Source organism: Anaerolinea thermolimosa (assembly GCF_001050195.2).
GTDB classification, from domain to species: domain Bacteria; phylum Chloroflexota; class Anaerolineae; order Anaerolineales; family Anaerolineaceae; genus Anaerolinea; species Anaerolinea thermolimosa.
On the sequence record NZ_DF967965.1, the window covers coordinates 2,921,620 to 2,945,034 of the forward strand.

At 57.6% G+C, this 23,415-nt stretch carries 16 protein-coding genes and 1 other RNA gene; 5 read left to right on the forward strand and 12 right to left on the reverse strand.

Annotated features, from left to right (window positions below; genetic code table 11):
• Positions 1-34: 34 nt before the first annotated feature.
• Genes galE through ATHL_RS13155 form a run of 3 tightly spaced genes read right to left on the reverse strand, consistent with a single transcriptional unit; the run spans position 35 to position 4,082 of the window.
• Positions 35-1,045, reverse strand: a complete 1,011-nt coding sequence (galE, locus tag ATHL_RS13145) for a UDP-glucose 4-epimerase GalE (RefSeq protein ID WP_062194645.1) — start codon at positions 1,043-1,045, stop codon at positions 35-37.
• Positions 1,042-3,105: a hypothetical protein gene (locus ATHL_RS13150; RefSeq protein ID WP_062194648.1), complete on the reverse strand. Its 2,064-nt coding sequence runs from the start codon at positions 3,103-3,105 to the stop codon at positions 1,042-1,044. Before ATHL_RS13150 ends, galE begins: the two co-directional genes overlap by 4 nt.
• Positions 3,102-4,082 (reverse strand): glycosyltransferase family 2 protein, encoded by a 981-nt coding sequence (locus ATHL_RS13155; RefSeq protein ID WP_162787712.1) that lies wholly within the window; start codon positions 4,080-4,082, stop codon positions 3,102-3,104. Before ATHL_RS13155 ends, ATHL_RS13150 begins: the two co-directional genes overlap by 4 nt.
• Before the next feature lie 176 nt (positions 4,083-4,258).
• Here ATHL_RS13155 and ATHL_RS19750 point away from each other — a divergent pair, with 176 nt between their 5' ends.
• Complete coding sequence (locus ATHL_RS19750; protein WP_272897356.1) at positions 4,259-4,990, forward strand: redoxin domain-containing protein; 732 nt, start codon at positions 4,259-4,261, stop codon at positions 4,988-4,990.
• Positions 4,991-5,041: 51 nt separating this feature from the next.
• Here ATHL_RS19750 and ATHL_RS13170 read toward each other — a convergent pair whose 3' ends face one another.
• Positions 5,042-6,001 (reverse strand): aldo/keto reductase, encoded by a 960-nt coding sequence (locus tag ATHL_RS13170; protein WP_062194653.1) that lies wholly within the window; start codon positions 5,999-6,001, stop codon positions 5,042-5,044.
• Positions 6,002-6,102: 101 nt separating this feature from the next.
• Positions 6,103-7,026, reverse strand: coding sequence for a CPBP family intramembrane glutamic endopeptidase (locus tag ATHL_RS13175; RefSeq protein WP_084001430.1), 924 nt, complete (start codon positions 7,024-7,026; stop codon positions 6,103-6,105).
• An 88-nt stretch (positions 7,027-7,114) separates the two neighbouring features.
• Between ATHL_RS13175 and ATHL_RS13180 the strand changes: the two genes are divergently transcribed.
• The gene (locus ATHL_RS13180) at positions 7,115-8,107 is read left to right on the forward strand and encodes an aldo/keto reductase (protein WP_162787713.1); all 993 of its coding nucleotides are present in this window, start codon (positions 7,115-7,117) and stop codon (positions 8,105-8,107) included.
• Positions 8,097-8,777, forward strand: coding sequence for a GNAT family N-acetyltransferase (locus ATHL_RS13185; RefSeq protein WP_062194660.1), 681 nt, complete (start codon positions 8,097-8,099; stop codon positions 8,775-8,777). Before ATHL_RS13180 ends, ATHL_RS13185 begins: the two co-directional genes overlap by 11 nt.
• Here ATHL_RS13185 and ATHL_RS13190 read toward each other — a convergent pair.
• The gene (locus ATHL_RS13190) at positions 8,746-10,494 is read right to left on the reverse strand and encodes a hypothetical protein (protein ID WP_062194663.1); all 1,749 of its coding nucleotides are present in this window, start codon (positions 10,492-10,494) and stop codon (positions 8,746-8,748) included. The genes ATHL_RS13185 and ATHL_RS13190 overlap by 32 nt on opposite strands.
• Before the next feature lie 15 nt (positions 10,495-10,509).
• A complete protein-coding gene (locus ATHL_RS13195; RefSeq protein ID WP_062194666.1) occupies positions 10,510-11,676 on the reverse strand; it encodes a L,D-transpeptidase in 1,167 nt (388 codons plus the stop codon).
• Positions 11,677-11,895: 219 nt separating this feature from the next.
• Here ATHL_RS13195 and ATHL_RS13200 point away from each other — a divergent pair, with 219 nt between their 5' ends.
• Entirely contained in the window at positions 11,896-12,315 is a 420-nt protein-coding gene (locus ATHL_RS13200) for an MCP four helix bundle domain-containing protein (protein WP_162787714.1), read from the forward strand.
• A 128-nt stretch (positions 12,316-12,443) separates the two neighbouring features.
• Positions 12,444-14,582 carry a HAMP domain-containing methyl-accepting chemotaxis protein gene (locus tag ATHL_RS13205; RefSeq protein ID WP_201797980.1) on the forward strand — a complete coding sequence of 713 codons (2,139 nt, stop codon included), beginning with the start codon at positions 12,444-12,446 and terminating at the stop codon, positions 14,580-14,582.
• Positions 14,583-14,695: 113 nt separating this feature from the next.
• Here the strand turns inward: ATHL_RS13205 and ATHL_RS13210 are convergent, their stop codons facing one another.
• The 5 genes from ATHL_RS13210 to rnpB all read right to left on the reverse strand — a co-directional run bounded on the left by ATHL_RS13210 (position 14,696) and on the right by rnpB (position 23,305).
• The gene (locus tag ATHL_RS13210; RefSeq protein ID WP_062194675.1) at positions 14,696-17,104 is read right to left on the reverse strand and encodes an HD domain-containing phosphohydrolase; all 2,409 of its coding nucleotides are present in this window, start codon (positions 17,102-17,104) and stop codon (positions 14,696-14,698) included.
• Between the two features lie 11 nt (positions 17,105-17,115).
• A complete protein-coding gene (locus ATHL_RS13215) occupies positions 17,116-17,550 on the reverse strand; it encodes a response regulator (RefSeq protein ID WP_062194683.1) in 435 nt (144 codons plus the stop codon).
• Entirely contained in the window at positions 17,547-19,862 is a 2,316-nt protein-coding gene (locus ATHL_RS13220; protein WP_062194686.1) for a LytS/YhcK type 5TM receptor domain-containing protein, read from the reverse strand. Before ATHL_RS13220 ends, ATHL_RS13215 begins: the two co-directional genes overlap by 4 nt.
• Entirely contained in the window at positions 19,859-22,567 is a 2,709-nt protein-coding gene (locus tag ATHL_RS13225; protein WP_062194689.1) for a PAS domain S-box protein, read from the reverse strand. Before ATHL_RS13225 ends, ATHL_RS13220 begins: the two co-directional genes overlap by 4 nt.
• Positions 22,568-22,940: 373 nt before the next feature.
• An RNA gene (rnpB, locus tag ATHL_RS13230) (RNase P RNA component class A) lies at positions 22,941-23,305 on the reverse strand.
• Positions 23,306-23,415: the final 110 nt, after the last annotated feature.

Consider the following 23,415-nt stretch of genomic DNA (forward strand, 5'->3'; position numbering starts at 1 on the left):
TACCATCGCAGGGATGCATCCCTGGAGACCGGTGTTACTCGTAATGAAGAACCCGGTCACGAATCTCGGCCCATTTCAGAGCATCTGCAATAGCCTGCTCAATCGAGAGCTTTGCCTTCCAGCCCAGCAAACGCAGCGCGGTATCGGCATTGGCATAAGCACCGGCTACATCACCAGGGCGTGGAGGCTTTTCCACTTTATTAATGGGCTTCCCGTATACCCTTTCGAAAGCCTCCACCAGCTCTCGCACGGTCACACCACGCCCTGTACCCAGGTTAATCACCACATAAGACTGCCCACCACCCAGCCGTTCGAAAACCTGATCAAACTGTTCCACGGCCATCACATGCGCCTCGGCCAGATCCCACACATGAATGTAATCACGAATACCCGTGCCATCCCGGGTGGGCCAAGTAGTGCCGGTGATCTCAAAAGCCGGCTGCAGGCCACGCGCTGTGTTGACCAGTTTACCCAGCACCAGAGATGGGTTGCGCACCTGAAGCCCTGAGCGCATCTTCGGATCAGCCCCGATGGGATTGAAGTAGCGCAGCGCGATCCCTTTCATACCGTAAGCATGACAAAAATCCTGCAGGATCATCTCCATCATGTATTTGGTACGTGCGTATGGACTGCCCGGACGAAGCGGAGAATCTTCTCTTACCATGAAACCCGGCACCGTATCATACACCGAGGCAGAAGAGCTGAAAACCACTCGATTGCATCCCAGCCGGTTGAGCGTGCGGAAGAGCACCAGCGATTTAGCCACATTCTCAGTGTAATATTCGTAAGGTTTCTCCACCGATTCGGGCACAATGATCAATGCCGCGCAGTGAATGGCGGCGACAATATCAGGGTGTTCCTGGAAAATCCGCTCCAGCCCGGCCACGTTGGCAATATCATCCTGATAGAAGATACGCCCGCGGGTAAATTCCACCCGCCCGGTGACCAGGTTATCGAGGATGATCGGCGTGTGGCCACTGTCTTCCAGCGCTGAACAGATGGTACTTCCAATGTAACCGGCTCCGCCGGTGACTAAAACTTTCATGGGGTTTCCTCCTCGGTAGATTCTTGAACAGGTTCCTGCCTGGGCTCATCACAGCGCAAGGCCTGCTTAACCGATTGTACCGCAGCATCGCGTTCCGGGCTGAACGGAACTTCAGCCGCAATACGCTCCCAGAGGCGGCAGGTCAACACCTCATACACCGGGGCAATCCCGGCGGCCAGACGGGTTTGCTCCAGCGCTCGTTCCCAGTCACCGGTATGGGCATAAGCCTCGATGAAAGGAAAGCGCTCCAGCGGATCATTGGGATAATCACCAAGCGCAAAACCTGCCTCTCCCAGTGCCACAACCTGCGCCCAGTCACCCATCTGACGTGCCAGGTCGGCCTTTTCAAAATAATAACACCAGTTCTGGTTACTCTGGGTGCCAAAAAGGGCCGGCGGCAGGTAAGGTTCACCTTCAGCCAGAATGGCCTCAGTGCCCGCCAGGGGCAAAGCCTTTCGAAGATATTTTGGCAGGGTGTAGTTGCCTTCTTCTACAAACGGGTCGATAACCCGTAAACAGGCCGGGGGATTGTAATAAAAGGCTACTGCCAGCGAGGTGTTTCCCTGATAGGTAGCCGCCAGATAATCCAGTTCAAGAGGCAGGTTTTTTTCCAGTGCGGGAAGATTAATCCCCAGACGGATGGAAGGATAGTACAGCACATACCTCATCTGCCGGGTGCGGTTATCGGGCGCATAGACCCAGTTGAGCGCTGCGGTAAGCGAATTATCGGAATAATGACGCACCGGCAATTCATTGGAGAGCAGCACCGCACCCGGTTTCAGGCCGGGCATCCGCCACGACATCTGCCAGAACATCCGCTGCATCACGTTCCAGTCGCGGATATACACAATGGCCTGCTGGTATTGATACCCCACACAAAAGCCCAGAGGCACCGCCAGCAGAATCACCCGAACCCAGCGTGGAAGGGGCGGCAAATAGAGCAGACCCAGGGTAACCAGCGCCGCACCCAGCATAAAGGACAGGTTAAGCCGGTCAAAATGGAAAGTGAGCCGCAGGGGTAAATCAGCCATCCAGGCGGGCACGCCCCCCACCAGCAAACAAAACAGACCGATCCACAGTGGTTGCGGGAACCACGAACGTTGATCTTCATCCATTCCTTGCCGGCGAGTAAGCCAGGCAACCCCCAGCACACTCACCGCTCCGGCTGCAACCACCCCCCAGAAGACGCGCATCAGGTTGGGGGTTAACTCTTCGTGGGTTGGAATGTGAAAAGCATTCTGCCACACCTGCACGGTGGTGAACCAGGCGTCATGAACCACCCTTCCGGCCAGATGAGTCAACGCTCGGAGTGGGTCAGCCTGGATCATATCCAGCAGAACCGTGTCATAAACGGCGGAGTGGAAGAAAAACAAGCGCCAGAGGCTTACCCCCAGGAAGTTGACCATCCCGGGCAACCAGGCAAGGAAAGTCTGCTTGAAGCGAGAGGAAGATGATCCAAACGGAAGCCTGCCGCCGTCGCCCAGAACCACCCAGATCAGCAAGGGGCGCACCAGTTCCAGGAAGAACCAGTATTCCATGCACAGCAAATTCATCAGCCCGAGGGCCCAGGCCAGCCCCGAAGAAAGCCAGAAACGCCGCGGATGCCGCAGGGCATCTACCGTGAGCGCGAGTGAGGCCAAGAATGCCGAGAGGACGATCATGAAATGGCTGTACACCAGCGAGATGAACTGCTGGCTGAACCCCGGATAGACCAGCACAAACGCTGCCGTCCAGAGGGCAAAATCGCGGCGGCGCGGCCAGACAAGCCGTAAAAGCCACCAGAGCGCCAGCCCACTCACCCAGCGCCAGAAGATGGCAAACGCCTGCCAGGCCACCACATGCGTGCCCAGAAGCGGGGTGGTTATGCGGTAAAGCAAGCCCCAGATTGGCCGGTTGGTCGAAAAGTATCGCGCCAGCCCCTCACTGCCGTATGTGCGGGCAATCCAGCCGATGGGAAAGTCATCCCAGTACCAGCCCATACGCCAGGCCCACAGAGCATAAGCCAGCACGCACAACCCGAGTAGAAATGCGGGGGGCAGCAGGGAGCGCAGGCGTTTCATGCTTCGGCGGTGTCCTCCCGGGCAGGAACAGCTTTACGAATAATATACACGGGCCGCCGCTTGACTTCCTGGAAGATATACCCAATATAAATACCGATAAAACCGAGCAGGATCATCAGAATGCCGCTGACCACCAGAATCACAAACATAAGCGAGCTCCATCCAGGCTCCAGCTGGGCGCGCTGCCCACTGAGCCAGAGACTGAGCACATACACCATCTCCACCAGCGCCAGAAAGAGCATCAGCCCTCCCATGGAAAGGCCAATGTACAGCGGCACCAGCGAAAAAGAGAAGATGGCATCCCGCGCCAGGCGAAGCATTTTCTTCAGTGTGTACTTCGATTTCCCCGCAATCCGCTGCGGAGGCTGGTAAGGGAGGATCACCGTGCGAAAACCGATCCACGAAACCATTCCCCGTAGAAAACGGTGATATTCACGCATCCCCCGCAGAGCATCCAGGGCAGGGCGCGCCAGCAGGCGGAAGTCAGCCCCTCCGGGAAGAACCCGGGTCTCTCCGATGCGGTTGATCAGCCGGTAAAACTGGGCCGAAGTCCAGCGTTTAAATCCCGATTCATCCTCCGTATCCGCGCGCTGGGTAAGCACCACCTCATACCCGGCTTCTGCCAGCCGGAGCATTTCGGGGATCAGGGCGGGCGGGTGCTGGCCATCTCCATCCAGGCTGATAACATAATCCCCCTCAGCGGCATCCAGCCCGGCGCTCAGAGCAGCCTGGTGACCAAAATTGCGGCTCAACTCCAGCGTGCACACCCGCCGGTCGGCCTGCTGAATTTCTTTCAGGCGCTCAGCGGTGCCATCGGTGGAGCCATCGTTGACGTAATAGATCCGAAAACGATAAGGCAACCTGTCGATCTGCTCGCAGAGAAGGCGGTGAAACGCAGGCAATGCCTCTTCTTCGTTATATACGGGTACAACAATACCCACAAGAGGAACTTCGTGAAGATGCGTTGATTCGGACAAGGGTAAACTCACAAGGGCTTCCGATTTTCTCCAAGTATAACGCAAAATCATCGTTGAACGGGTCATCGCCCTGGCCTCTGAGAGAGTCCCTCGCTTTCCTTCTGAGCATTGACCAGTTAAGGTAGAATAAAACCGGTTACTGGAGGTGCCATAACATGTCGCTTCAAATCGGCCAGATGGCCCCTGATTTCTCCCTTCCTTCCCACCTGGGTAAAAATATTCGTCTGCAAGACTTACGCGGCCGCAATGTGGTGCTGGCGTTCTTTCCACTCGCCTGGACACCGATATGAACCAGCCAGATCCCATCGTATGAAGCCGAAATGGCCTCATTCGTGGGATTGAATACCCAGGTTCTGGGTATCAGTGTAGACCATGTGCCCTGCCTGAAGGCCTGGGCCGATCACCTTGGCGGAATCAGCTACCCTCTGTGTTCTGACTTCTGGCCCCATGGCGAGGTGGCCCGCTGTTACGGCGTATTACGCCCCGATGGATGTTCCGAACGCGCCCTGTTTGTCATCGACCGTGAGGGTATCCTCCGTTATATCGACATCCATGATTTCAACCAGCAGCCCGATAACGATGAACTGCGAGCTGTGCTCCGACAGATTGACCCCGAAGCCGCGCTCCGGTACGATTCCCGGCCCGCGCAAGAAGAGCCCCCTCTTCCCCGTGAAGGTGTCGTCATGTATTGCACCCCGTGGTGCGATGACTGTAAACGGGCGCGTTCCTGGCTCCGGCAGCTGGGAATTTCATACACAGAAGTAGACATCAGCCGCAGTCAGCGCGGCGCCGCACAGGTGCGTAGCTGGGCTAACGGTAACCTCACCACCCCGACCTTTGAGATTCACGGAAGGGTGATCGTCGATTTCGACATCGACCAGTTGAAACAGGCCCTCAACCTGGCCTGAATTTCCCGAATCAAAAACCGGTGGTTGTTTACCACCGGTTTTTGAATGATCTTACTCGCGCCAGTCGCTCGCCGCGTCGATGGCTTTCACATCCTCTTCGCTCAACTTCACCTCCAGGCTGCCCAGAATATCCTTCAGCTGTGCAACGTTGTTGGCGCCGATGATCGGCGAGGTAATGGCCGGACGCTGGAGCATCCAGGCCAGCGCCACCTGAGTCACTGTGGCTCCGTGTCGCTTGCCGATCTGGTCGAGCAGTTCAATCAGATCAAAATTTTTCTCGGTAAAGTAACGCTTCAGACCCTCAGCACGGGCGCTTTCGGCAATTTGCCCGCGGCGGTACTTCCCGGTGAGGAAGCCACCCTGCAACGGGCTGTACGGAATCACCCCGATACCCTGATCGAGGCAGACGGCTTCCAGTTCACGCTCAAAATCTGCCCGCCGCACCAGGCTGTAGGGTGGTTGCAGGCTGATAAATCGGTTGAGATTATATTTATCGCTGATCCACATCGCCTTAACCAGCCGCCAGGCCGGTTCATTGGAACAACCAATGTAACGCACTTTACCCGCCTTCACCAGATCATCCAGAGCACGCAGTGTCTCTTCCTGAGGGGTGTCGTAATGGGGCCAGTGCGTCTGGTAGAGGTCGATGTAGTCGGTCTGCAAACGGCGCAGGCTGTCGTCGATGGCTTTCATCACGTGCCCCCGGCTGAGCCCATCACCGTTGGGGCCGGGCCACATGCGCCCATTGAACTTGGTAGCCACCACCATCAAATGCCGGTTGCCGCGGGCTTTCAACCAGCGCCCGATGATCTCTTCACTCACCCCGCCAGGGTTGCCCTCCACCCAGGCCGAGTAGACATCTGCGGTATCGATGAAATTCCCACCGGCCTCCACATAGGCATCCATCACCTCAAACGCGGCCTTTTCATCCGCCGTCCAGCCAAACTGCATTGTGCCCAGGCAAATCCGGGCCACCTTCAGACCTGAGTTGCCCAGTCTTCGATATTCCATGACTTCCTCCTTTGTGATTGGGTTGCGCCACAATATTACCCTAATTCAATCCGATTTGGCAAGTTAGCTCTGCCAGGACGGCCCCCTGATGCAGATAAAGATCACCCGCCCGGAGCAACCGCCCCCACCGCCATAAAAAAGAAAATCATCACATCCTGTAAAAAATGAATAAACCACGCCCAGAAAAACCCCCGCGTTTCAAGCATGGCCTTGCCAAGTATCCAGCCCAGAAAGCTGGCCATCACCACGCCAATCATGCCGTACGGCACCCCAAAATAATGCCCGAGGCCAAAGAAAATGGCGGTGATCCACAACGCCTGGTGCGATCCCACTGCCTGCTCTAACCCCGCCAGAAGGGAAGCCCGATACGTCATTTCTTCACTAAAAGCATTCATGGCCGCGAGTAGAAGCACCACCGGCAACCAGGGTAACGCCTGAATCAGTGCCAATACCTGCGGGCGCCCTGCCAGATAGAGAAAGAGAAGGGTTCCCAGGCTGATGTACACTGCAAACTGTCCGCCAAAGCGAGTCCATGGCTCTGGTTTAGCAAAACCCAGCCAGCGCACCGGTTGAATGGGCGCGCTCAGATCACCCTTCACCAGGAAAAACGCCTCCCGCCGGTAGTGCAAAACCCGCAACACCCCGATCATGCCAAACGATACCAGCAACCGGCCCAGCTGAATCCCCAGCATGGACACCACGAAGGGAGCATCTGCCCCCCCAAACCATCTCTGCCATGTCGTGGAACCGGTTACAAGAGACACACCCGCTTCAATCAGGTAGATACTTGCCAGGATCAGGAAAAAAGGCCGCAGGGAGGTGAGCCATGGCCAGAACCACGAAGCCAGCCCCAGAAGAAGTAAAAAAGCCACCTTTGCCCAGAACAACCAGGAGGGTGAACGATGAACCACTTCATGGAATAAAATATTGGGGAGCATGCTGACGAGCAGCATCACTGCCCAGGCTACCGCCTGAGGCATGCGCCCGTTCATTGGCTTTGCAAAGGCCACCGCTTTCTTTTCCATTCTCCCTCTTGATAATACCCCTCTGGAGACCAGGGAAAAACATCCGTCAGCCGGGGAACATCCCTTTTATAATTATAGTGAGGAAACTATGCTTTACACCACCCTGCCGGGAACCGACTTACACGTATCCTCTCTCTGCCTGGGTACAGCGGACTTCGGATCAACCATTGATGAATCCACCGCTTTCCGCATGCTCGATTCTTTCCTGGATTCTGGCGGAAACTTTATCGATACGGCAAAAATTTATGCGGACTGGCTACCGGGAGAACGAAGCATAAGCGAGAAAACCATCGGCCGATGGCTGCGGCAGAGCAGCAAACGCCACCGCATTATCCTGGCAACCAAAGGTGCCCACCCCCACCTTGAAACCATGCTCACCCCGCGCCTCTCTCGCGCCGAAATTCTCTCCGACCTCGACGCCAGCCTGCGACACCTGGGAGTGGAAGTGATCGACCTGTACTGGCTCCATCGCGATGATCCCAACCGCCCCGTAGCCGAAATTCTGGAAACCCTGAACGAGGCCGTCCGGCAGGGCAAGATCCGGGCTTTTGGTTGTTCCAACTGGCGTGTAGAACGCATCCGCGCCGCCCTTGAAACCGCCCTGGCTCACAGGCTCGTGCCTTTTATCGCCGATCAAATGTTCTGGAATCTGGCCCTGGTCGATCCCCGTACCATGGGCGATTCCACGCTGGTAGCCATGGATGAACCCCTCCGTCGTTACCACAACGAGACAGGCCTGGCCGCCATCCCGTATTCATCACAGGCTAACGGGTTCTTCAACAAAATGGCACGAGGCCAGGTAGACGCTCTCAACCCACTCCACCGGCAAATGTATCTTCACGCCGAAAACCTGGCGCGTTTCCAGCGCGCTGATCAGCTTTGCCGCGAAACCGGCCTGTCGATCACGCAGGTGGTACTCGGATATCTTCTCTCTCAACCGTTTCCCACTGTACCCATTATCGGCCCGCGCACACTGGAGCAACTGGCCGACAGTCTCAGCGCGGCGGAGATCCGCCTGACCCCCGAACAAATTCGCACCCTTGAACAGGGCGCTTCCCGGGAGTTGCCCCTTGAGCTTTAAGATCGAACCCGCCGATACCCCCTCGCGCCCCGAAGTCCATCCGCTCCCTCCGCACCTCCTTCATCAGGCCGCGCAGGTGCTGGCAGATGCCTTCTTTGACGACCCTCTCATGGTTCATTACCTGCCCGACCCCCAAAAGCGGCGTGCCCTCCTCCCGGGCGTGCTCGGAGTATATACCCGGATCGCCATCCGACAAGGCCTGGCACTGACCACCCCCGGCCTGGAAGGAGTCGCGCTCTGGATGCCCCCCGGAAAGACGGATTCTTCGCTCTGGGATTATTTCCTCGCCAGCCTGGGAATGCTCGACCTGCGCTTTGTCTTCATGGCCTGGCGGCGCCTGCGCGAAATTGAACCTTTCGTCGAACGCCTGCACCATGAATGCCTCCCCCAGCCGCACTGGTATCTCGCCGTGCTGGGGGTGCGACCCGGCGCACAAAAACAGGGCACAGGCACCCGCCTGATCGCCGCCGGGCTGGAAAGGGCCGACCGTGACGCCCTTCCCAGCTACCTGGAAACGATGAGCGAAGAAAACGTGGCCTTTTATCAGAAACGCGGCTTCCAGGTGGTGCGCAGGGTGACTCTGCCCGGTACCATGCTTCCCCTCTGGGCCATGGTTCGCCCGGCTCACCCTCCCTCGCCTACGGAGCGGGAGCCAGATCACGCCGGATAAACACCAGCCCTTCCGGGTCCTGGTAAATCAATTTCCAGCGTGCGCGCCACTCAGCACTGGGATCGAATGGATCGCCGTGAGGGATGATCACCTGATACTCCGGCTCAGGGTGGACCACGCGATCAGCCCGGCCCAGCGGATACTGGAGCTTGGTAGGGGTGTTGGTAAAGCCTGGCCCATACATGTAATAGAACACCCCGCCGGTAATTTCAATCACGCTGTTCCGGATGTTGCGCTGAACATAATCATAGGCGCTGTGGTAACCATCCACCCCCACCGGATGGCGAAACTCATCTCGCAGGACAATCTCGTTGAACGGATTGAGCGCCAGCCGCCCTCTTGCATTCCAGACCAACCCCAGCGCCAGCACGATGGCCACCCCTGCCAGTCCGGCGCGGCCTAACCACTGCCGGTCAGCCCACTTTAAGATCCGGTTCACCGCTCCGGAAAGCAGAGTCAGAATCACCACCACCTCATACCCCACCACGGCAATCCCCAGCCTCCAGGCTGTGCGGGTGGGTTCCTGGGTTGTCTTTTGAAAGCCCGATTCGGGAGTAAAGAAGAAGGCAACCACCAGTATCGAAAACGCCAGGCTGATCCGCCAGCCGGGAACACCCTTCCACAGGGTGAAGAGCCAGGTCACCCCAAGCATTCCCATCAGAAAGATCAGGTTGCGAGGCAAATGCTGATAAAAGAAGGGGTTGGTCAGGTTGTTGGCCATACTCCATTCATTCATCACCCACACCCCTTCGGGGAAGATCGTGCCGATCACGATTAAATTGCGCACCACCCACAATCCACCCGGGATGATCAACACCGCCGCCAGAGCTACCTCCTGCCACGGCAGACGCCGGAGCTCTCTCCACGACTTTACCCACCCCCAGATCACCGGAAACCAGAGCGGCGTCACCACAAACATGCCGGCCGGTTTGGTAGCCAGCACCAGCAGGGTGGCAAAGACCAGCCCCGGGAAATGAAGGCGACTGGAAGAAGCCTCACGCCCAAGAGGGGCATGAATCAGCGCCGCCAGCACCCCCATGGCCAGGAAGAGGTCGTTCTTCCCGATCATATCCGCCTGATCGAGAAAAATATAGAACGGGTTGCCTTTGACAACAAGACTCTCGCTTAAGAAAATACCGGCCACGACGAAGAGGAGCAGGCCGCCGGGAAGACGCGTATAGCGCCGTCCAAGGAGCCACAGCGTCAGAAAGACCAGGAGCGCAATCAGCGCATGAAGCGCCCCAAAAAAGGTCTCTTTTCCGGTAAGAAGCAGGGCAAATGCCAGCATCGCTTCATACCCAAAGGGGAATTCGCCATAAGGAATGGAGAGATCCCAAACGTGGCCATGTTTATACAGCTCAACTGCTTTAGGGAAGTGATAGGCCCCGGCATCCCAGTGCAGGGTTTCACTGACGGTAGAATAAGGCCAGGCCGCGACCGGGTAGGCCACCAGAAGCAGAAAAAGTCCCAGCCCCAGCCCGTACAAAAGCAGGTTTAGCCAGCGGGGAAAATCCATTTCCTGCGGGAAGCTCTCGAAGAACCTCCCTCCATCATGGCGAAAATAAAGCCAGAGTGCCAGGCCAGTCAGTGCCAGGGTAAGCGGGAAAACACCCCAGGCACGGTAAATTCCCGCCAGCCCTAACACCTGCGCCGTGTAAACCCCGGCGAAAAAAAAGCACAGAAGAAACCCTGACAGGCGGTATAAAAATCTAGGCATCGCTCCGGTTGCCCATTACGCCCCCCCTGCGGTATACAGCGCGGGGTCGGTCGGGGTCTGCCCGGAAGGATCCCACACGTAAACCCAGTCGCCCTCGCGCGCCCATTGATAAAGCCACGCAGCATCACCGATGGAAAGGTTGACGCATCCGTGGGTACCGGCGAACCCGTACCACGCCCGCCAGTAAGCCCCGTGCAGGGCTCGCGCCTGGTCAAAATACATCGTCCAGGGCACATCCTCCAGATAGTAGAAGTCTGAACGGTCCGCCTCAAAGGCGCCCTGCATGGTTTCGAGGGGTTTCTTCTGGTAAATTTTGAACAACCCCGGCCGGGTGTAGAAAGGCTCTCCGCCAGTAGCCACCATGGTAGCAAAAAGGAGTTGACCGTTCTCGTATACGGCAAGAGTCTGCTCGTAAAGGTTCACCTCAATCCAGCGATTGTTATCCACCCCTTCAGGCGGAGTGGGGTTAACCGTCACCTGCCGAATATACCGCCGCTCAATCCACTGGTCAAAACCAATCTGAAACCACTCCACACCGTCTTTCACCACCTTCTGGTAAATGGGCACCGGGGTTTCGCGGTAAAGCAGGTCGCCTACCTCCGGGCTGGCATAACCCGGCGCACTGCGCGCCCGGGTGTGATCGACCAGCCAGCCAAAAGAGGTTGCCGGATTGCGGCTGAAAAGCAACCCCTGGAAGGAAGAATAGGCCGCCGGTGAGGCGCGCATCCACTCGCCGGTCTTCAACTGCACGTAAGGTTTATCATTCACCCGCTCAACATTGATATAAGAGACATACCGCAGTCCCTTTCCCGGCGCGATGAAACGCACCGGGTTATTCCCGCTGACGGCATCCTCCAGGGTGGCATAGAGCGGCGCAGGTTGATCGGCAGGGAGGTTGATTTTAGCAATGAACACCGGGCTGTGCGTCAGTTCTGCAGACGGGTGCACGGCAGGCAAAGGGCGCGGTGGGTAGGTAAGCCCGACTTTCGCCCATTCATTCAACTGTGCCGCAGGCCCATAGGGAAGGCATCCGTTCACCTGCAACGGATAAGCCTCGGGCAAACACAGCGGCGCCCCGGTGTACGGCTCAGCGCTCTGTGCGTGAACAGGCACTACCGCGGTAAACCACCCCATGACCGCTAAAGCCACAGGTAAAAACCATCGCCAGAATATACGATCCATAGCCTGTATTCTACCAAACTCCGGGGGGAATTTCCGCAGGTTTCTTGAGCGGGTTCCATGGACCTTTCACGGCCTTTTTATGCCTTTTTAACTCTCTTTTTATCGGAGCTTCATGGAACGCCTTCGTCCTCTGCCGGATAATGATACCGGAGATTATCTGTGTATCCTTTCTCCGAGAGAATTTCAGCATTTTATGAAAAAGAAAAGGGGAGCCAGGGAATGAAATGGATCGATAACCTGAAAACAGGCGCTAAATTGCTGGGGGGCTTTGGTGCGCTCATCCTCATGATGGTGGTTATTGCCGGCCTCAGCCTGGTGGGGATGAATAAAATCAACCAGAATGTGCACAACCTCTATTACAACCGCACCCTGCCCATCGCCTACGTGGGAAAAGCCAGCACCGCACTCTACACCCTGCGGGGAGACCTCTTTAAATACATTCTCCTGCCTGAGGAACGAGCGAAAACCAAAGAAGCCATCCAGGCCAGCCAGCAGACCATCCGCGGGCAGATCGACCATTACCGGGCGACGGAGAATATACGATCCATAGCCTGTATTCTACCAAACTCCGGGGGGAATTTCCGCAGGTTTCTTGAGCGGGTTCCATGGACCTTTCACGGCCTTTTTATGCCTTTTTAACTCTCTTTTTATCGGAGCTTCATGGAACGCCTTCGTCCTCTGCCGGATAATGATACCGGAGATTATCTGTGTATCCTTTCTCCGAGAGAATTTCAGCATTTTATGAAAAAGAAAAGGGGAGCCAGGGAATGAAATGGATCGATAACCTGAAAACAGGCGCTAAATTGCTGGGGGGCTTTGGTGCGCTCATCCTCATGATGGTGGTTATTGCCGGCCTCAGCCTGGTGGGGATGAATAAAATCAACCAGAATGTGCACAACCTCTATTACAACCGCACCCTGCCCATCGCCTACGTGGGAAAAGCCAGCACCGCACTCTACACCCTGCGGGGAGACCTCTTTAAATACATTCTCCTGCCTGAGGAACGAGCGAAAACCAAAGAAGCCATCCAGGCCAGCCAGCAGACCATCCGCGGGCAGATCGACCATTACCGGGCGACGGAGTTGACCGGAGAAGAAACCGCCGTACTGGAGGAATTCGACCAGACCTACGCCGCCTACCTGAAAGCGGTAGACGCCGCCCTCGCCAGCGTCGATGCGGGCAACACCTCGCTCGCCATCCTCAGCATCACCGATGGGGGCGAGGTGGCCAATGCCCGCAAAGCCATAGACTCCGCGATGCAAAAGCTGGTTGACCTCAACGAGAACCTCGCCGAACAGGACCGTCTCCAAAGCGCTCAGGTGTTCACGGCCACCCGCAACTTGCTCATCGGCGTGGCCCTGCTTGCTTTAATTGCGGCGGTGGTCTTCACCCTGTTGATCACCCGCAGCATCACCCTCCCGCTGGGGCTGACCGTTGCAGAACTGCGCCTCATCGCCAACGGCGACCTCTTACGCACCTTCAGCGAAGCCGATAAAGACAAAGTGCGCAAGCGCGCAGATGAATTCGGTTCCCTGGGCAAAGCCATGGACGGCCTGGTCGAATACCTGCAGGAAACCAGTGAAGTGGCCAGCGCCATCGCCAGCAATGACCTCACCGTGAAGGTACAGCCGCGAAGCGAGAAAGATGAACTGCGCCTCGCTTTTGCACGCATGGTCGAGTCCTTACGTCAGTCGCTGATCGAGGTGGCTGAGAACGCCAATGGTCTGGGAGCGGCATCCACCCAGCTCGCCACCGCCGCCAACCAGGCCGGTCAGGCCACCGGACAAATCGCCGCCACCATTCAACAGGTATCCAAAGGCATCACCCAGCAAAGTGAATCTGCAAGTCGAACCTCTGCCTCCATTGAACAAATGTCACGCGCCATCGATGGGGTAGCCCGCGGCGCTCAGGAACAGGCGCGCGCCGTGCAGAAAGCCTCGGCCATCACCACCCAGATGCACACCGCCATTCAGCAGGTGGCCCAGAACGCCCAGTCGGTGACCCGGGAAGCCGGTAAAGCCGTAAACGCCGCCCAGAATGGCGCCGGGAAGGTGCGGCTCACGCTGAAGGGCATGGAAGAGATTCGCTCCCGCGTGGGCCTCTCTGCCGAAAAGGTCGCCGAGATGGGCCGGCACTCTGAAAAGATCACCCTGATCGTCGAGACCATCGAAGACATCGCTTCCCAGACCAACCTTCTGGCGCTCAACGCCGCTATCGAGGCCGCCCGTGCCGGTGAGCACGGCAAAGGCTTCGCCGTGGTGGCCGACGAAGTGCGCAAGCTGGCCGAGCGCTCGGGCGCCTCGACCCGTGAGATCGCTGAGCTGGTCAAGGGCATCCAGAAAACTGTCCAGGAGGCCGTGCAGGCCATGCAGGAAGGTACACATGAGGTGGAAAATGGCGTCATTCAGGCCAGTGAAGCCGGTTCAGCCCTGGAGATGATCATTCAATCCATCGAGCAGGTCACCCGCCAGGCTGAGGAGGCCGCCGCTGCTGCCGAACAGATGAACGCCTCGGCCAGTGAACTGGTCGCCGCCATGGATTCCGTCTCGGCCATCGTGGAAGAAAACACCGCCGCTACCGAAGAAATGGCCGCCGGTTCGAGCGAGGTGACCCAGGCCGTCGAGAACATCGCCAGCGTCAGCGAAGAGAACAGCGCGGCTGTGGAGGAAGTCTCGGCCTCGACCGAAGAGATGAGCGCCCAGGTGGAAGAAGTTTCGGCCTCAGCCAGGGCCCTGGAAGAGATGGCGCAGTCTCTGAAGGAGCTGGTGGCGCGCTTCCGGCTCACCGCGGAGAGTGTTGCCCCTTCCATCGCTCAGCCTGGCGTGAGTTTCGGAAGCAACCCAGAGAAATCCAACGGCTCTTCTCGCGCGGGGGTAAAGCGCCTGGCACAGGTATCTCTCGAATAAATCAGCCAAGCCATTTTTCGCCCACGGCCCGCCTGAAAAGAGGCCGGAGAGAGGGTTCTCTCTCCGGCCTTCTGAATTTTCACCCTGGCTATTCTTTTCTGCGCCTTGCACGATTATTCCAGTTCGCCCGTCTGCAGAAGAGAGAAGAACACCTCAACCAGCCGCGGATCAAAGTGTTTTCCGGCCTGCTCGCGGAGGTAATTCAACGCCCGTGGCCGGCTCCAGGCCTTGCGGTAAGGGCGGTCTGAGGTGAGGGCATCGTAAACGTCGGCCAGGGTAAACATACGCGCCGCCAGCGGGATTTCCTCGCCTTTCAATCCGCTCGGGTAACCGCTACCGTCCCATTTTTCATGATGACAGTAGGGGATATCCAGCGCAGGGCGCAGGTATTCAATGGGGTAAAGCATCTCATAAGCCATTTGGGGATGACGCCGCATAACTTCCCATTCTTCTGCGGTCAGCGCATCCACCTTGGAGAGGATAGCATCTGGCACGCCGAGTTTGCCTATGTCATGGAGCAGCGCTCCGCGGCGCACATGCTGAATTTGCTCTTCACTCATCCCCAGCTCCCGCGCCAGGCGTACCGTCAGCTCCGTCACCCGGCGGGTGTGGTTCTCGGTTTCTTTATCGCGCAGATCCATGGCCTGCGACCAGCCGGCGATGGTGTCATCATAGGCTTTCAGCAGATCAGCATTGAGGCGTTGGAGGTCCTGGAAGATCTGAAGGTGCTCCACCACCAGCGCGGCCTGGCCGGCCAGTGTTTCCAGCATACGCAACCAGTCAGCATCGGCATGAAAGCTCTCGCGGTGATACAACTCACACACCCCGATCAACCGTGCACCCGAGACCAGGGGTACTGCCAAGTAATTATTGAACCCCTCGCCAGCCCATACACCCTGCTTGAAGAAATCCGTTCCCCCGCGCAATTCCCGCCCGTGCAAAATTCTTCTCCTCAGCACGGTCTGCATGACCTGCTCACTCTGGAGCGGCAGACACGTGGTTTCGATGACGGGGGTGCGGAACCCGCGCCCGTGGGCGTACTCCAACGCCTGGCTTACCGGGTTGTAACGCAAAATCGCCGCCGCATCGACCCGTAAGGTGCCCACCACCTGATCCAGCAAAATTTCCAGCGTCTGTTGCGGAGAAAGGTGCGCCACCACCGCCGAGTCGATTTTTTGCAGGGCCATTAATTCCGAAACTCGCTGCTGTTCCCGGGCGAAGAGGATGGCGTTTTGAATGCTCAACCCCACCTGATTAACCGCTACACTCAACCATTCCAGGTCTTCAGGCTGATACTCTTCCTCTTTCGGGCTTTGCAACTCCACCAGCCCGATCACCCGATCTTCAGCCATCATGGGCAGGCAGCAAGCCGAGCGCATTTCCTCACCCTGGCTGTTGAGCAGGCCCACCAACCCGTTCTGAATCGAAAGCGGATCGGTAAAAATGAGCGGCTTCCGCGCCTCGATCACCTGCGCACAGATCGACCCCGGCCGATTTTGATCCAGCTCCAGCAGGGGGTAAAGCCGCACATCCAGTTCCACACCCTCCAGCGCGGCGTAAAGGATCTGCAAAGCCCGTGGCTCGTGGTTGATCAGCGCCACGGCGAAGTACGCACAGCCAATCATCGGCTCCAGCGCCCTCAGAGCAGTTCGGGCAATCAGCGCCGGATCGCGCAGAGCCGCCAGCTCTCGTCCCAGCATGGCAAGAGCCTCCTGGCGGCGCAGGTGCCGTTTTCGTTCACTGATGTCTCGCGCCACCCAGATGACGCTCTCGGGGGTCATCGGTGAAACCGATGTTTCAAACCAGATGGAACGCCCCCCGATCTCCAATTCGTATTCGATGATCTCCGTCCTCCGGGTTTCCAGCACCCTCCGAATGGTCTGCAAAAAAGCCCCGGCCTGTTCCGGCGGGAAGAGTTCATCCAGCCGTTTTCCAAGCAGTTCATCCGCAGGCCGGTAAAGCAATTCGGGGTTGGTAGGGGCAATTTTCAGGTATACCCCTTCACGGTCGATCACCAGCACCACATCGCGCATGGAGGCAAAAAGTGCACGCAGCTCAGCTTCTGAAGCCTCCAGCGCCTTCGAAGCTTTCCGGTACTCTTCACGGGTGCGCTTCTGCTCCAGGGCGTTTTTCACCGCCTGCCCAAGGCGATCCAGCCGGTCTTTCAACAGATAATCATAGGCGCCCAGGCGCATGGCCGCCACCGCCGCTTCCTCGCCAATACTGCCCGAAACAAGGATGAACGGACGATCCATTCCACGCTCGCGCATGATCTGTAATGCTTTCAACCCGCTGAATTGTGGCAGAGACCAGTCCGAAAGGATGAGGTCATAGGGCTGTTCAAGCTCTCTGAGATATTCCAGCTCGGTCTCCACCCTCTGCCAGATCAGCCGAAAGCCTTCCTGCTTCAGGCGCAAAGCCATCAGCTCGGCATCGGCGGGGGTGTCTTCAACAATCAATACCCGCAAAAGAGAGTCACCGGCAGGTGAGGGCGATGGAGGAGGGGACAATGGAGAATTCATACCTCATCTTATCACAAAGCAGACCGATTGATCTTCAACCAGTAATGACCTAACTGACGCACTGCATCCGCAAAGCGCTGAAATTCCACCGGCTTGTGGACAAAACTGTTGGCCCCCAGCCGGTAACTGGAAAGAATATCGCTCTCTTCGGTGGAAGAGGTTAAAACGACCACCGGAAGGTAACGCGTGCGCGGATCAGACCGGATGCGCGCAAGCACCTCCAGCCCGCTCAACCCGGGCAGTTTGAGGTCGAGCAGCACCACCCTGGGTAACTCACGCTGAACCAGGCCGGGGCGGGTATCGGTGCCGAAGAGCACCTCCAGCGCCTCCATGCCGTCATGCGCCACCAGTACCTCATCGGCCACCTGGTGCTGCCGCATCACCCTCAACGCCAGCTCTTCATCATCGGGGTTGTCTTCGACCAGAAGGACTTGATAACTGCTCATTCCGACGCTCCCAGCGTAAAATAAAAAGTTGCCCCCACTCCAGGCTCGGCTTCCGGCCAGATACGCCCACCATGACGCTGAATGATACGCTGTACGGTAGCCAGCCCCACCCCCGTACCGGGGAAATCTTGCAGGCTGTGCAAACGTTGAAACGGGGTAAACAACTTACTGGCATAGGCCATGTCAAAACCAATGCCATTGTCCCGAATATAATAAATTTTTTCTCCGCCTTTTTCAACTACCCCCACATTGATCCGGGCTTCCTCTCGCCGCGCAGTGAATTTAAACGCATTGCTGAGGAGGTTCTCCAGGGCAATCTTCATCAGGTTGGGATCGACCTCAACCATCAAATCTGGCATAACTTCAACTGCCACCTGCCTTCCAGGGTGCTGGCTCTGTAATTCATCCGCAATTTCACGCGCCATCTGGCTTAAATCCACCGGTTTGCGCGCCATTTCCCGCCGCGTAACCCGCGAAAGGTTAAGCAGGTCTTCGATCAACTGCCCCATCCGTTGTGAGGCTTCGCGGATGCGCTTCAGGTAATGCCGGGCCTGGTCATCCAGCCTGTCCTGATATTCCTCCAGCAATGCCCCACTGAAACCATCCATGGCGCGCAAAGGGGCGCGTAAATCGTGCGATACCGAATAGGCAAAAGCCTCCAGCTCGCGGTTGGCGGCCTCGTACTGAGCGGTGCGCTCGCGCACCCGCTCTTCCAGCTCCAGGTTCAACTGCCGGATTTTCTCCTCCGTGCGTTTCTGATCTTCCACCACGCTCAGAAGCGCCCGGCGCGAAAGCTCCGATTCGTGGAAGAGCCGTTCCAGTTCAACCTGCGCCTGACGCAATTGATCCAGGGAGTGTTTCCGCTCGGTGATATCAATCGAAAGCGATAAAATGTGCACCACCTCACCCTGGTCGCCCCGGAGAGGAACCGCATGCACACCAAAATCTCGCCCGGCGAGCTTCATCTCAAAGTGCACCGTCTCCCCCTCCAGAACACGGCGATATTGCCGCGCCACGTCTTCTCCAGCTTCCAACCCGGGCACTTCATGAATCTTTCTCCCTGCCAGCATGTCATCCGTAAGGCCAATCTGTGCCATGGCCTCGCCTGCGCTGAAAAGCACCCTTAAATCGCGATCCAGCATGGCCACGAACCCTCCCGGCAGGTTTTCTACAATGGCCTCATAACGTGCCTCGCTTTCGCTCCTCAATGCTTCGGCCTGCCGCCGTTCGGCCGCCTTCCAGATACCGTCCATCAGAAGGGCAAGCTGAATGGCGTCGGTGTCGTCATACTCCTGCTCCTTATTTCCCACACCCACCACCGCCACAATTTTCCCGTTGCTGAACACTGGCGTGCCCAGATACCGCCGGATGGGAATATGCCCCACAGGCAGCCCCCTCCCCGCAGGGAACGCCTCCGCCAGATTGTTCACGATCACCGCTTTGCGCTGCCGCACCACTTCGCCCAGTAAACCGGCCTGGCTCAGGGAAAAGTTTTCCGGCAGTTCCACGATAGAACTCCCAGCGTAGGCGCTCCTGGAAGCCAATCCCTGGGAAAATTGCTGTGTTTCTTCCGCATAGAAAAAGAGGTACCCAACCTGGCTTTCCGTGAGGCGCAGGGCTTCATGAAGCGCAAAATCCAGGAATTCCCGCACCGATTGAACCGGCTGTTGCAGAATCTCCACCAGGCTGTGCATGCGGGCTTCATTGCGTTTTAAATCCACTGCAATCCGCTCCCGGCGCAGGCGGTTGACCATGAGCAATCCCAGCAGAAGGGTACCCAAGGGGTAGATCAGCAGTACCGGCAGGACAATGTTGTCCAGCACATCCAGGGCAACCCGCAGAGGCAGGGTAAAGGCGCACAGGAGCATGACGAGATGAACTACCAGGCCAAAACGATAGAGATCCCACGCGTTGAGCCGATCCAGCGGCTTGTTCAACCACCGCCGCCATAAAATGCCGATTAACCCGCTGGTCAGAATGGTCGTCAGCCCCATCCAGAGAGCCGTGCCCCCCAGCGAAAAGCGGTACACCAGGGCCATAGCCATTGCCATGAGCGTAGGCAGAGTGCCAAAAAACAGCCCCGAAATTCCCAGTAACACGGTTCGGGTATCAAAAATGATCCCCGGAGAAAGCATCCAGGGAGTCATCATCAGGGCAATCGCGGCCCCGCCCAGCACCAGACCCAGGACCACCTGCCACAGCCACCAGCGCCGATACTCCCTGACACCGACGATAAGATCAAACAGGAGCGCCATGGCCAGCAGTAACGATACATTGTGGATCAAGGCAAGGAAAGAAGGGGCTCCATTCATGCGCTCTCATTCCCTTTCGCTTCAGGGTATCTTGGGGGCATTCCGGCAAGGCGGCAAAGCTCATTCACCTCAGCCTTAAGCTCCAGAATTCGCGATTCACGCCCCAGGATAGCAGAGTGCCAGCGCTGTAATTCTTCCAGCTGTTCGGCAACCCGGGCTTCGATGCGCCTGCGCTCGGTGATGTCGTGCACGATGGAGTACAGATACACCCGCCCGCCAAAATGGATCGGCCCGCTGAAGACCTCCACATCGCAGAGCTGACCATCTTTTTTGCGATGCTGGAAGATAAAGTAGTTTCGCTGCTGGCTTCTGGCAAGGGCCATTTCCTGGATAATGGCTTCGTGAGAAAGGATATTGATCTGGGAAACTTTCATCCGTGTCAGCTCATCGACCGTCCAGCCGTAAAAGGCGGCGGCGGCCGGGTTGGCATCCACAATGGCGCCGGTTTCAGGATCGATCAAGAACATCACCGCATGGTTGTTCTGAAAGAGGGCGCGGTAGCGTTCTTCACTCTCCAGCAGGGCCTGTTCGGCCTGCTTACGCTCGGTAATATCCTGAATCACCCCTACCACCCTGACCGGGGCACCCTTTTCATCCCGTTCGAGCCGGGCCATTGAATGCACCACACGCTCGGCGCCATCCGATGCACGGCAGATGCGAAACTGGACATCGTATCCCCGGCGCCCGGTGAGCAGGTCTTCCAGCGCCGCATCCAGGCGCGGGCGATCCTCTGCCAGTGGCACCTGCTGTGCCAGCTCCAGAGGAATGAAAGGAGAAGTGCGCTCCAGCCCGTAGATGCGGAAGGCTTCAGCCGAAGCCCACATGACCCTCTGACCGAGATCAATTTCCCAGTTGCCCACGTGCGCCAGCGCCTGAGCCTGTTCCAGCCGGGCTTCATTCTCGCGCAGCGCTTGCTCGGTGCGTTTCCGTTCGGTGATATCCTCGATGACTGCCAGAAAAATGCGCTCTTCTTCATATTGAAGCAACTGGAGTTGCACCGCAACCGGGTACACACTCCCATCAGCGCGCCGGTGGACAGTTTCAAAATGCAGGGTTTCCTGTTCCCCCCGCAGGAGAGGCTGGATGAACTCGCGGAAACGCTCTTCAGTGAACTCTGGCTTGATCGTTACCGGGGTCATCGTCAGAAGCTCTTCCAGGGAGTATCCCAGGTTCTTGAGCGCCCCTGCGTTGACAAAACGGAATTGCAGGCTCTCGGCGTCAAAGAGGTAGATTTCGTTGAGGCTCTTTGAAATGGCGTAATGCAAAAGTGCCCGCTCTCGCTGAGCGGCACGTTCTTCCGTCTGGTCACGGAAGACCAGTACCACCCCGCTAACCTCTCCCCGCGCCCCCCGAATGGGCGCCCCACTATCGGCAATCGGGCGTTCGGTGCCATCCCTTGTGATCAAAAGGGTGTGGTTGGCAAGCCCAACCACCACTCCCTCGCGCAGCACCCGTTCCACCGGGTTTTCTGCTTCTTTCCGCGTGAATTCCTGAATGATATGAAAAACCTTCGGCAGAGACTTACCCCGTGCTTCTTCTTCTCGCCAGCCGGTGAGAGCCTCGGCCACCGGGTTCATACGCGTCACCCGGCCCTCCCGATCGGTGGTGATGACGGCATCACCGATACTGTAGAGTGTGGCACGGATCTCTTCCTGTACTTCGCGCCGTTCTCGTTCGGCCCGAAGCAGGCGCTCATAAAGCACCCGCTGGCGGTTGCTGAAGACCAACCCCGCCAGCACCGCGATGAGGAACACCCCCAGTACTACGAAGCCCCCCACTGCCAGACCCAGCGAACGGATCCCCTCAAAGGCCTCCGACTGATCCACCTTGGCCACCATCGACCAGGTTCGCCCGGGAACCGGACGAACCACCGCCAGCACCTTCACCCCGCGGTAATCGCGTCCTTCGGTCTCACCGATCTTCCCCAGCACTGTCTGTACAGCAGGAACCTCAGTGCGCGAAACTGGCAACCGCAGGTTCAGGGCAGCCCCGGGGTCGAAACGCAGGGTATTCAGATACACGACCTCATCCCCCTCCCTTCGCACCAGCAGGGTCTCAGCACTCTGGCTGGGAATGGGCCAGGATTGAATCAGCGGATAGAGGTATTCCTCCGGGTTGATCCGTAAAATAAGCACCGCCTCAGGCGCCCCACGCTGGTCGAGCACCGGTGCGGCCAGATCCAGATAGATTTGCCCGGTCTGCGAACTGCGGAAGAAATCTCCCAGAATGGGGGTAGACAAATGGGCCGCCATCACGGCTAACTGCCGGGCTTCGGGCTCCAGCACGCTCCGGGTAGGGTCAAAGGAAAGCAGCACCTGCCCCTCAGGGTCTGTCAGATAAACCCCCTCGTAGTTCTCCAGGTCTACGACCAGTTGCAGACGAGCCTTCAATTGGGATTGCAAAGCGGGGTCGTCCGGGTCCTCCAGCAAACGAGAGACCGCCTGAACAATAAACGGGCTGGCCGAATTCATACGGGCATCGATCAGGCGTTCCCGTATCCAGTAGTTAATCTGCTCGATCTTCAATTGAGCAATGGAGCTTAATTCATCAACTTGATGTTGACGAATAATCATGGTCTGTTGCCGGTAAAACCAGACACCCCCGACCACCAGAGCCAGCGCGAGGAAACCGAAAAACCCGGCCAGAAGCCTGTTCGAGAAATGCCAGGCGCGGGAATCAGGATCAGGCAAACCTAAAAGATTCATTCACCGGTCCTTCGAAGCCTCTCCGATCAAATACGCAGAACCTGGGGAACGGTGAAGTGAAGCTGTGCAGTGAAGTCCCCCGGATAGAAAAGACCCCAAGCCCCGGGTCATTCATTCCTGGAGCTTTCGGCCTGAACTCTCTGTCTTTATTATATTACGGGGCATTTCTACGACCCATTAAAAACGCATAAACAGTACAACCCCTGATACCCTTAAAGACGAACCCTTTATCTCACCCTGGCAACGACTCAGAGAAACCTCCATGGAGTTCCCACCACTTACTTTTAGAGCCCTCTCAAGCACCCGCCGGTCTGGAAGACGCGCTACACCTCAATGGTGTTCTGGCCTCTCTCTCCTTTCTTAACCACTCAAACACCCAGGCCGGTCTATAAGCCGCGTTCTGTCCACTCCCGAAGGAGATGGGCGGTCATCTCTCTGGGCCACCGGTCTCCCGGCGGCTCTAGCGGCCTACCCGGGACCCTTGGACGGGCCGCCCTTACCCCGAAGGGATGGTCCCTGCTTGGCCTTGCTCCGGGTGGGGGTTGCCTGGCCGGCGCATTACTGCGCTCGCCGGTGGTCTCTTACACCACCATTTCACCCTTACCTCATCCGAGGCGGTATGTTTCTGTGGCCCTGTCCGGCACCTTACGGCGCCCCGGGTGTTACCCGGCACCCTGCCCTGTGGAGCGCGGACTTTCCTCGACCCTGTACCAGGGCCGCGACCGCCCGACCGACCTGGGTATTTTCATCATACCACACCTCGCCCAGGAAGAATCCATCTCCTGCCGGGCAGGGAACTTATAAAAAATCCCCGAAAATCCTTACCGGGTAGTTGACTTAATCACTCA

Coding starts and splice junctions, on each gene's coding strand:
- ATHL_RS13210 (WP_062194675.1), bottom strand. CDS start 17,104: ATGAATTCTCCATTGTCCCCTCCTCCATCGCCCTCACCTGCCGGTGAC.
- ATHL_RS13190 (WP_062194663.1), bottom strand. CDS start 10,494: ATGCCTAGATTTTTATACCGCCTGTCAGGGTTTCTTCTGTGCTTTTTT.
- ATHL_RS13180 (WP_162787713.1), top strand. CDS start 7,115: ATGCTTTACACCACCCTGCCGGGAACCGACTTACACGTATCCTCTCTC.
- ATHL_RS13150 (WP_062194648.1), bottom strand. CDS start 3,105: ATGAAACGCCTGCGCTCCCTGCTGCCCCCCGCATTTCTACTCGGGTTG.
- ATHL_RS13195 (WP_062194666.1), bottom strand. CDS start 11,676: ATGGATCGTATATTCTGGCGATGGTTTTTACCTGTGGCTTTAGCGGTC.
- ATHL_RS13200 (WP_162787714.1), top strand. CDS start 11,896: ATGAAATGGATCGATAACCTGAAAACAGGCGCTAAATTGCTGGGGGGC.
- ATHL_RS13215 (WP_062194683.1), bottom strand. CDS start 17,550: ATGAGCAGTTATCAAGTCCTTCTGGTCGAAGACAACCCCGATGATGAA.
- ATHL_RS13175 (WP_084001430.1), bottom strand. CDS start 7,026: ATGGAAAAGAAAGCGGTGGCCTTTGCAAAGCCAATGAACGGGCGCATG.
- galE (WP_062194645.1), bottom strand. CDS start 1,045: ATGAAAGTTTTAGTCACCGGCGGAGCCGGTTACATTGGAAGTACCATC.
- ATHL_RS13205 (WP_201797980.1), top strand. CDS start 12,444: ATGAAATGGATCGATAACCTGAAAACAGGCGCTAAATTGCTGGGGGGC.
- ATHL_RS13170 (WP_062194653.1), bottom strand. CDS start 6,001: ATGGAATATCGAAGACTGGGCAACTCAGGTCTGAAGGTGGCCCGGATT.
- ATHL_RS13220 (WP_062194686.1), bottom strand. CDS start 19,862: ATGAATGGAGCCCCTTCTTTCCTTGCCTTGATCCACAATGTATCGTTA.
- ATHL_RS13225 (WP_062194689.1), bottom strand. CDS start 22,567: ATGAATCTTTTAGGTTTGCCTGATCCTGATTCCCGCGCCTGGCATTTC.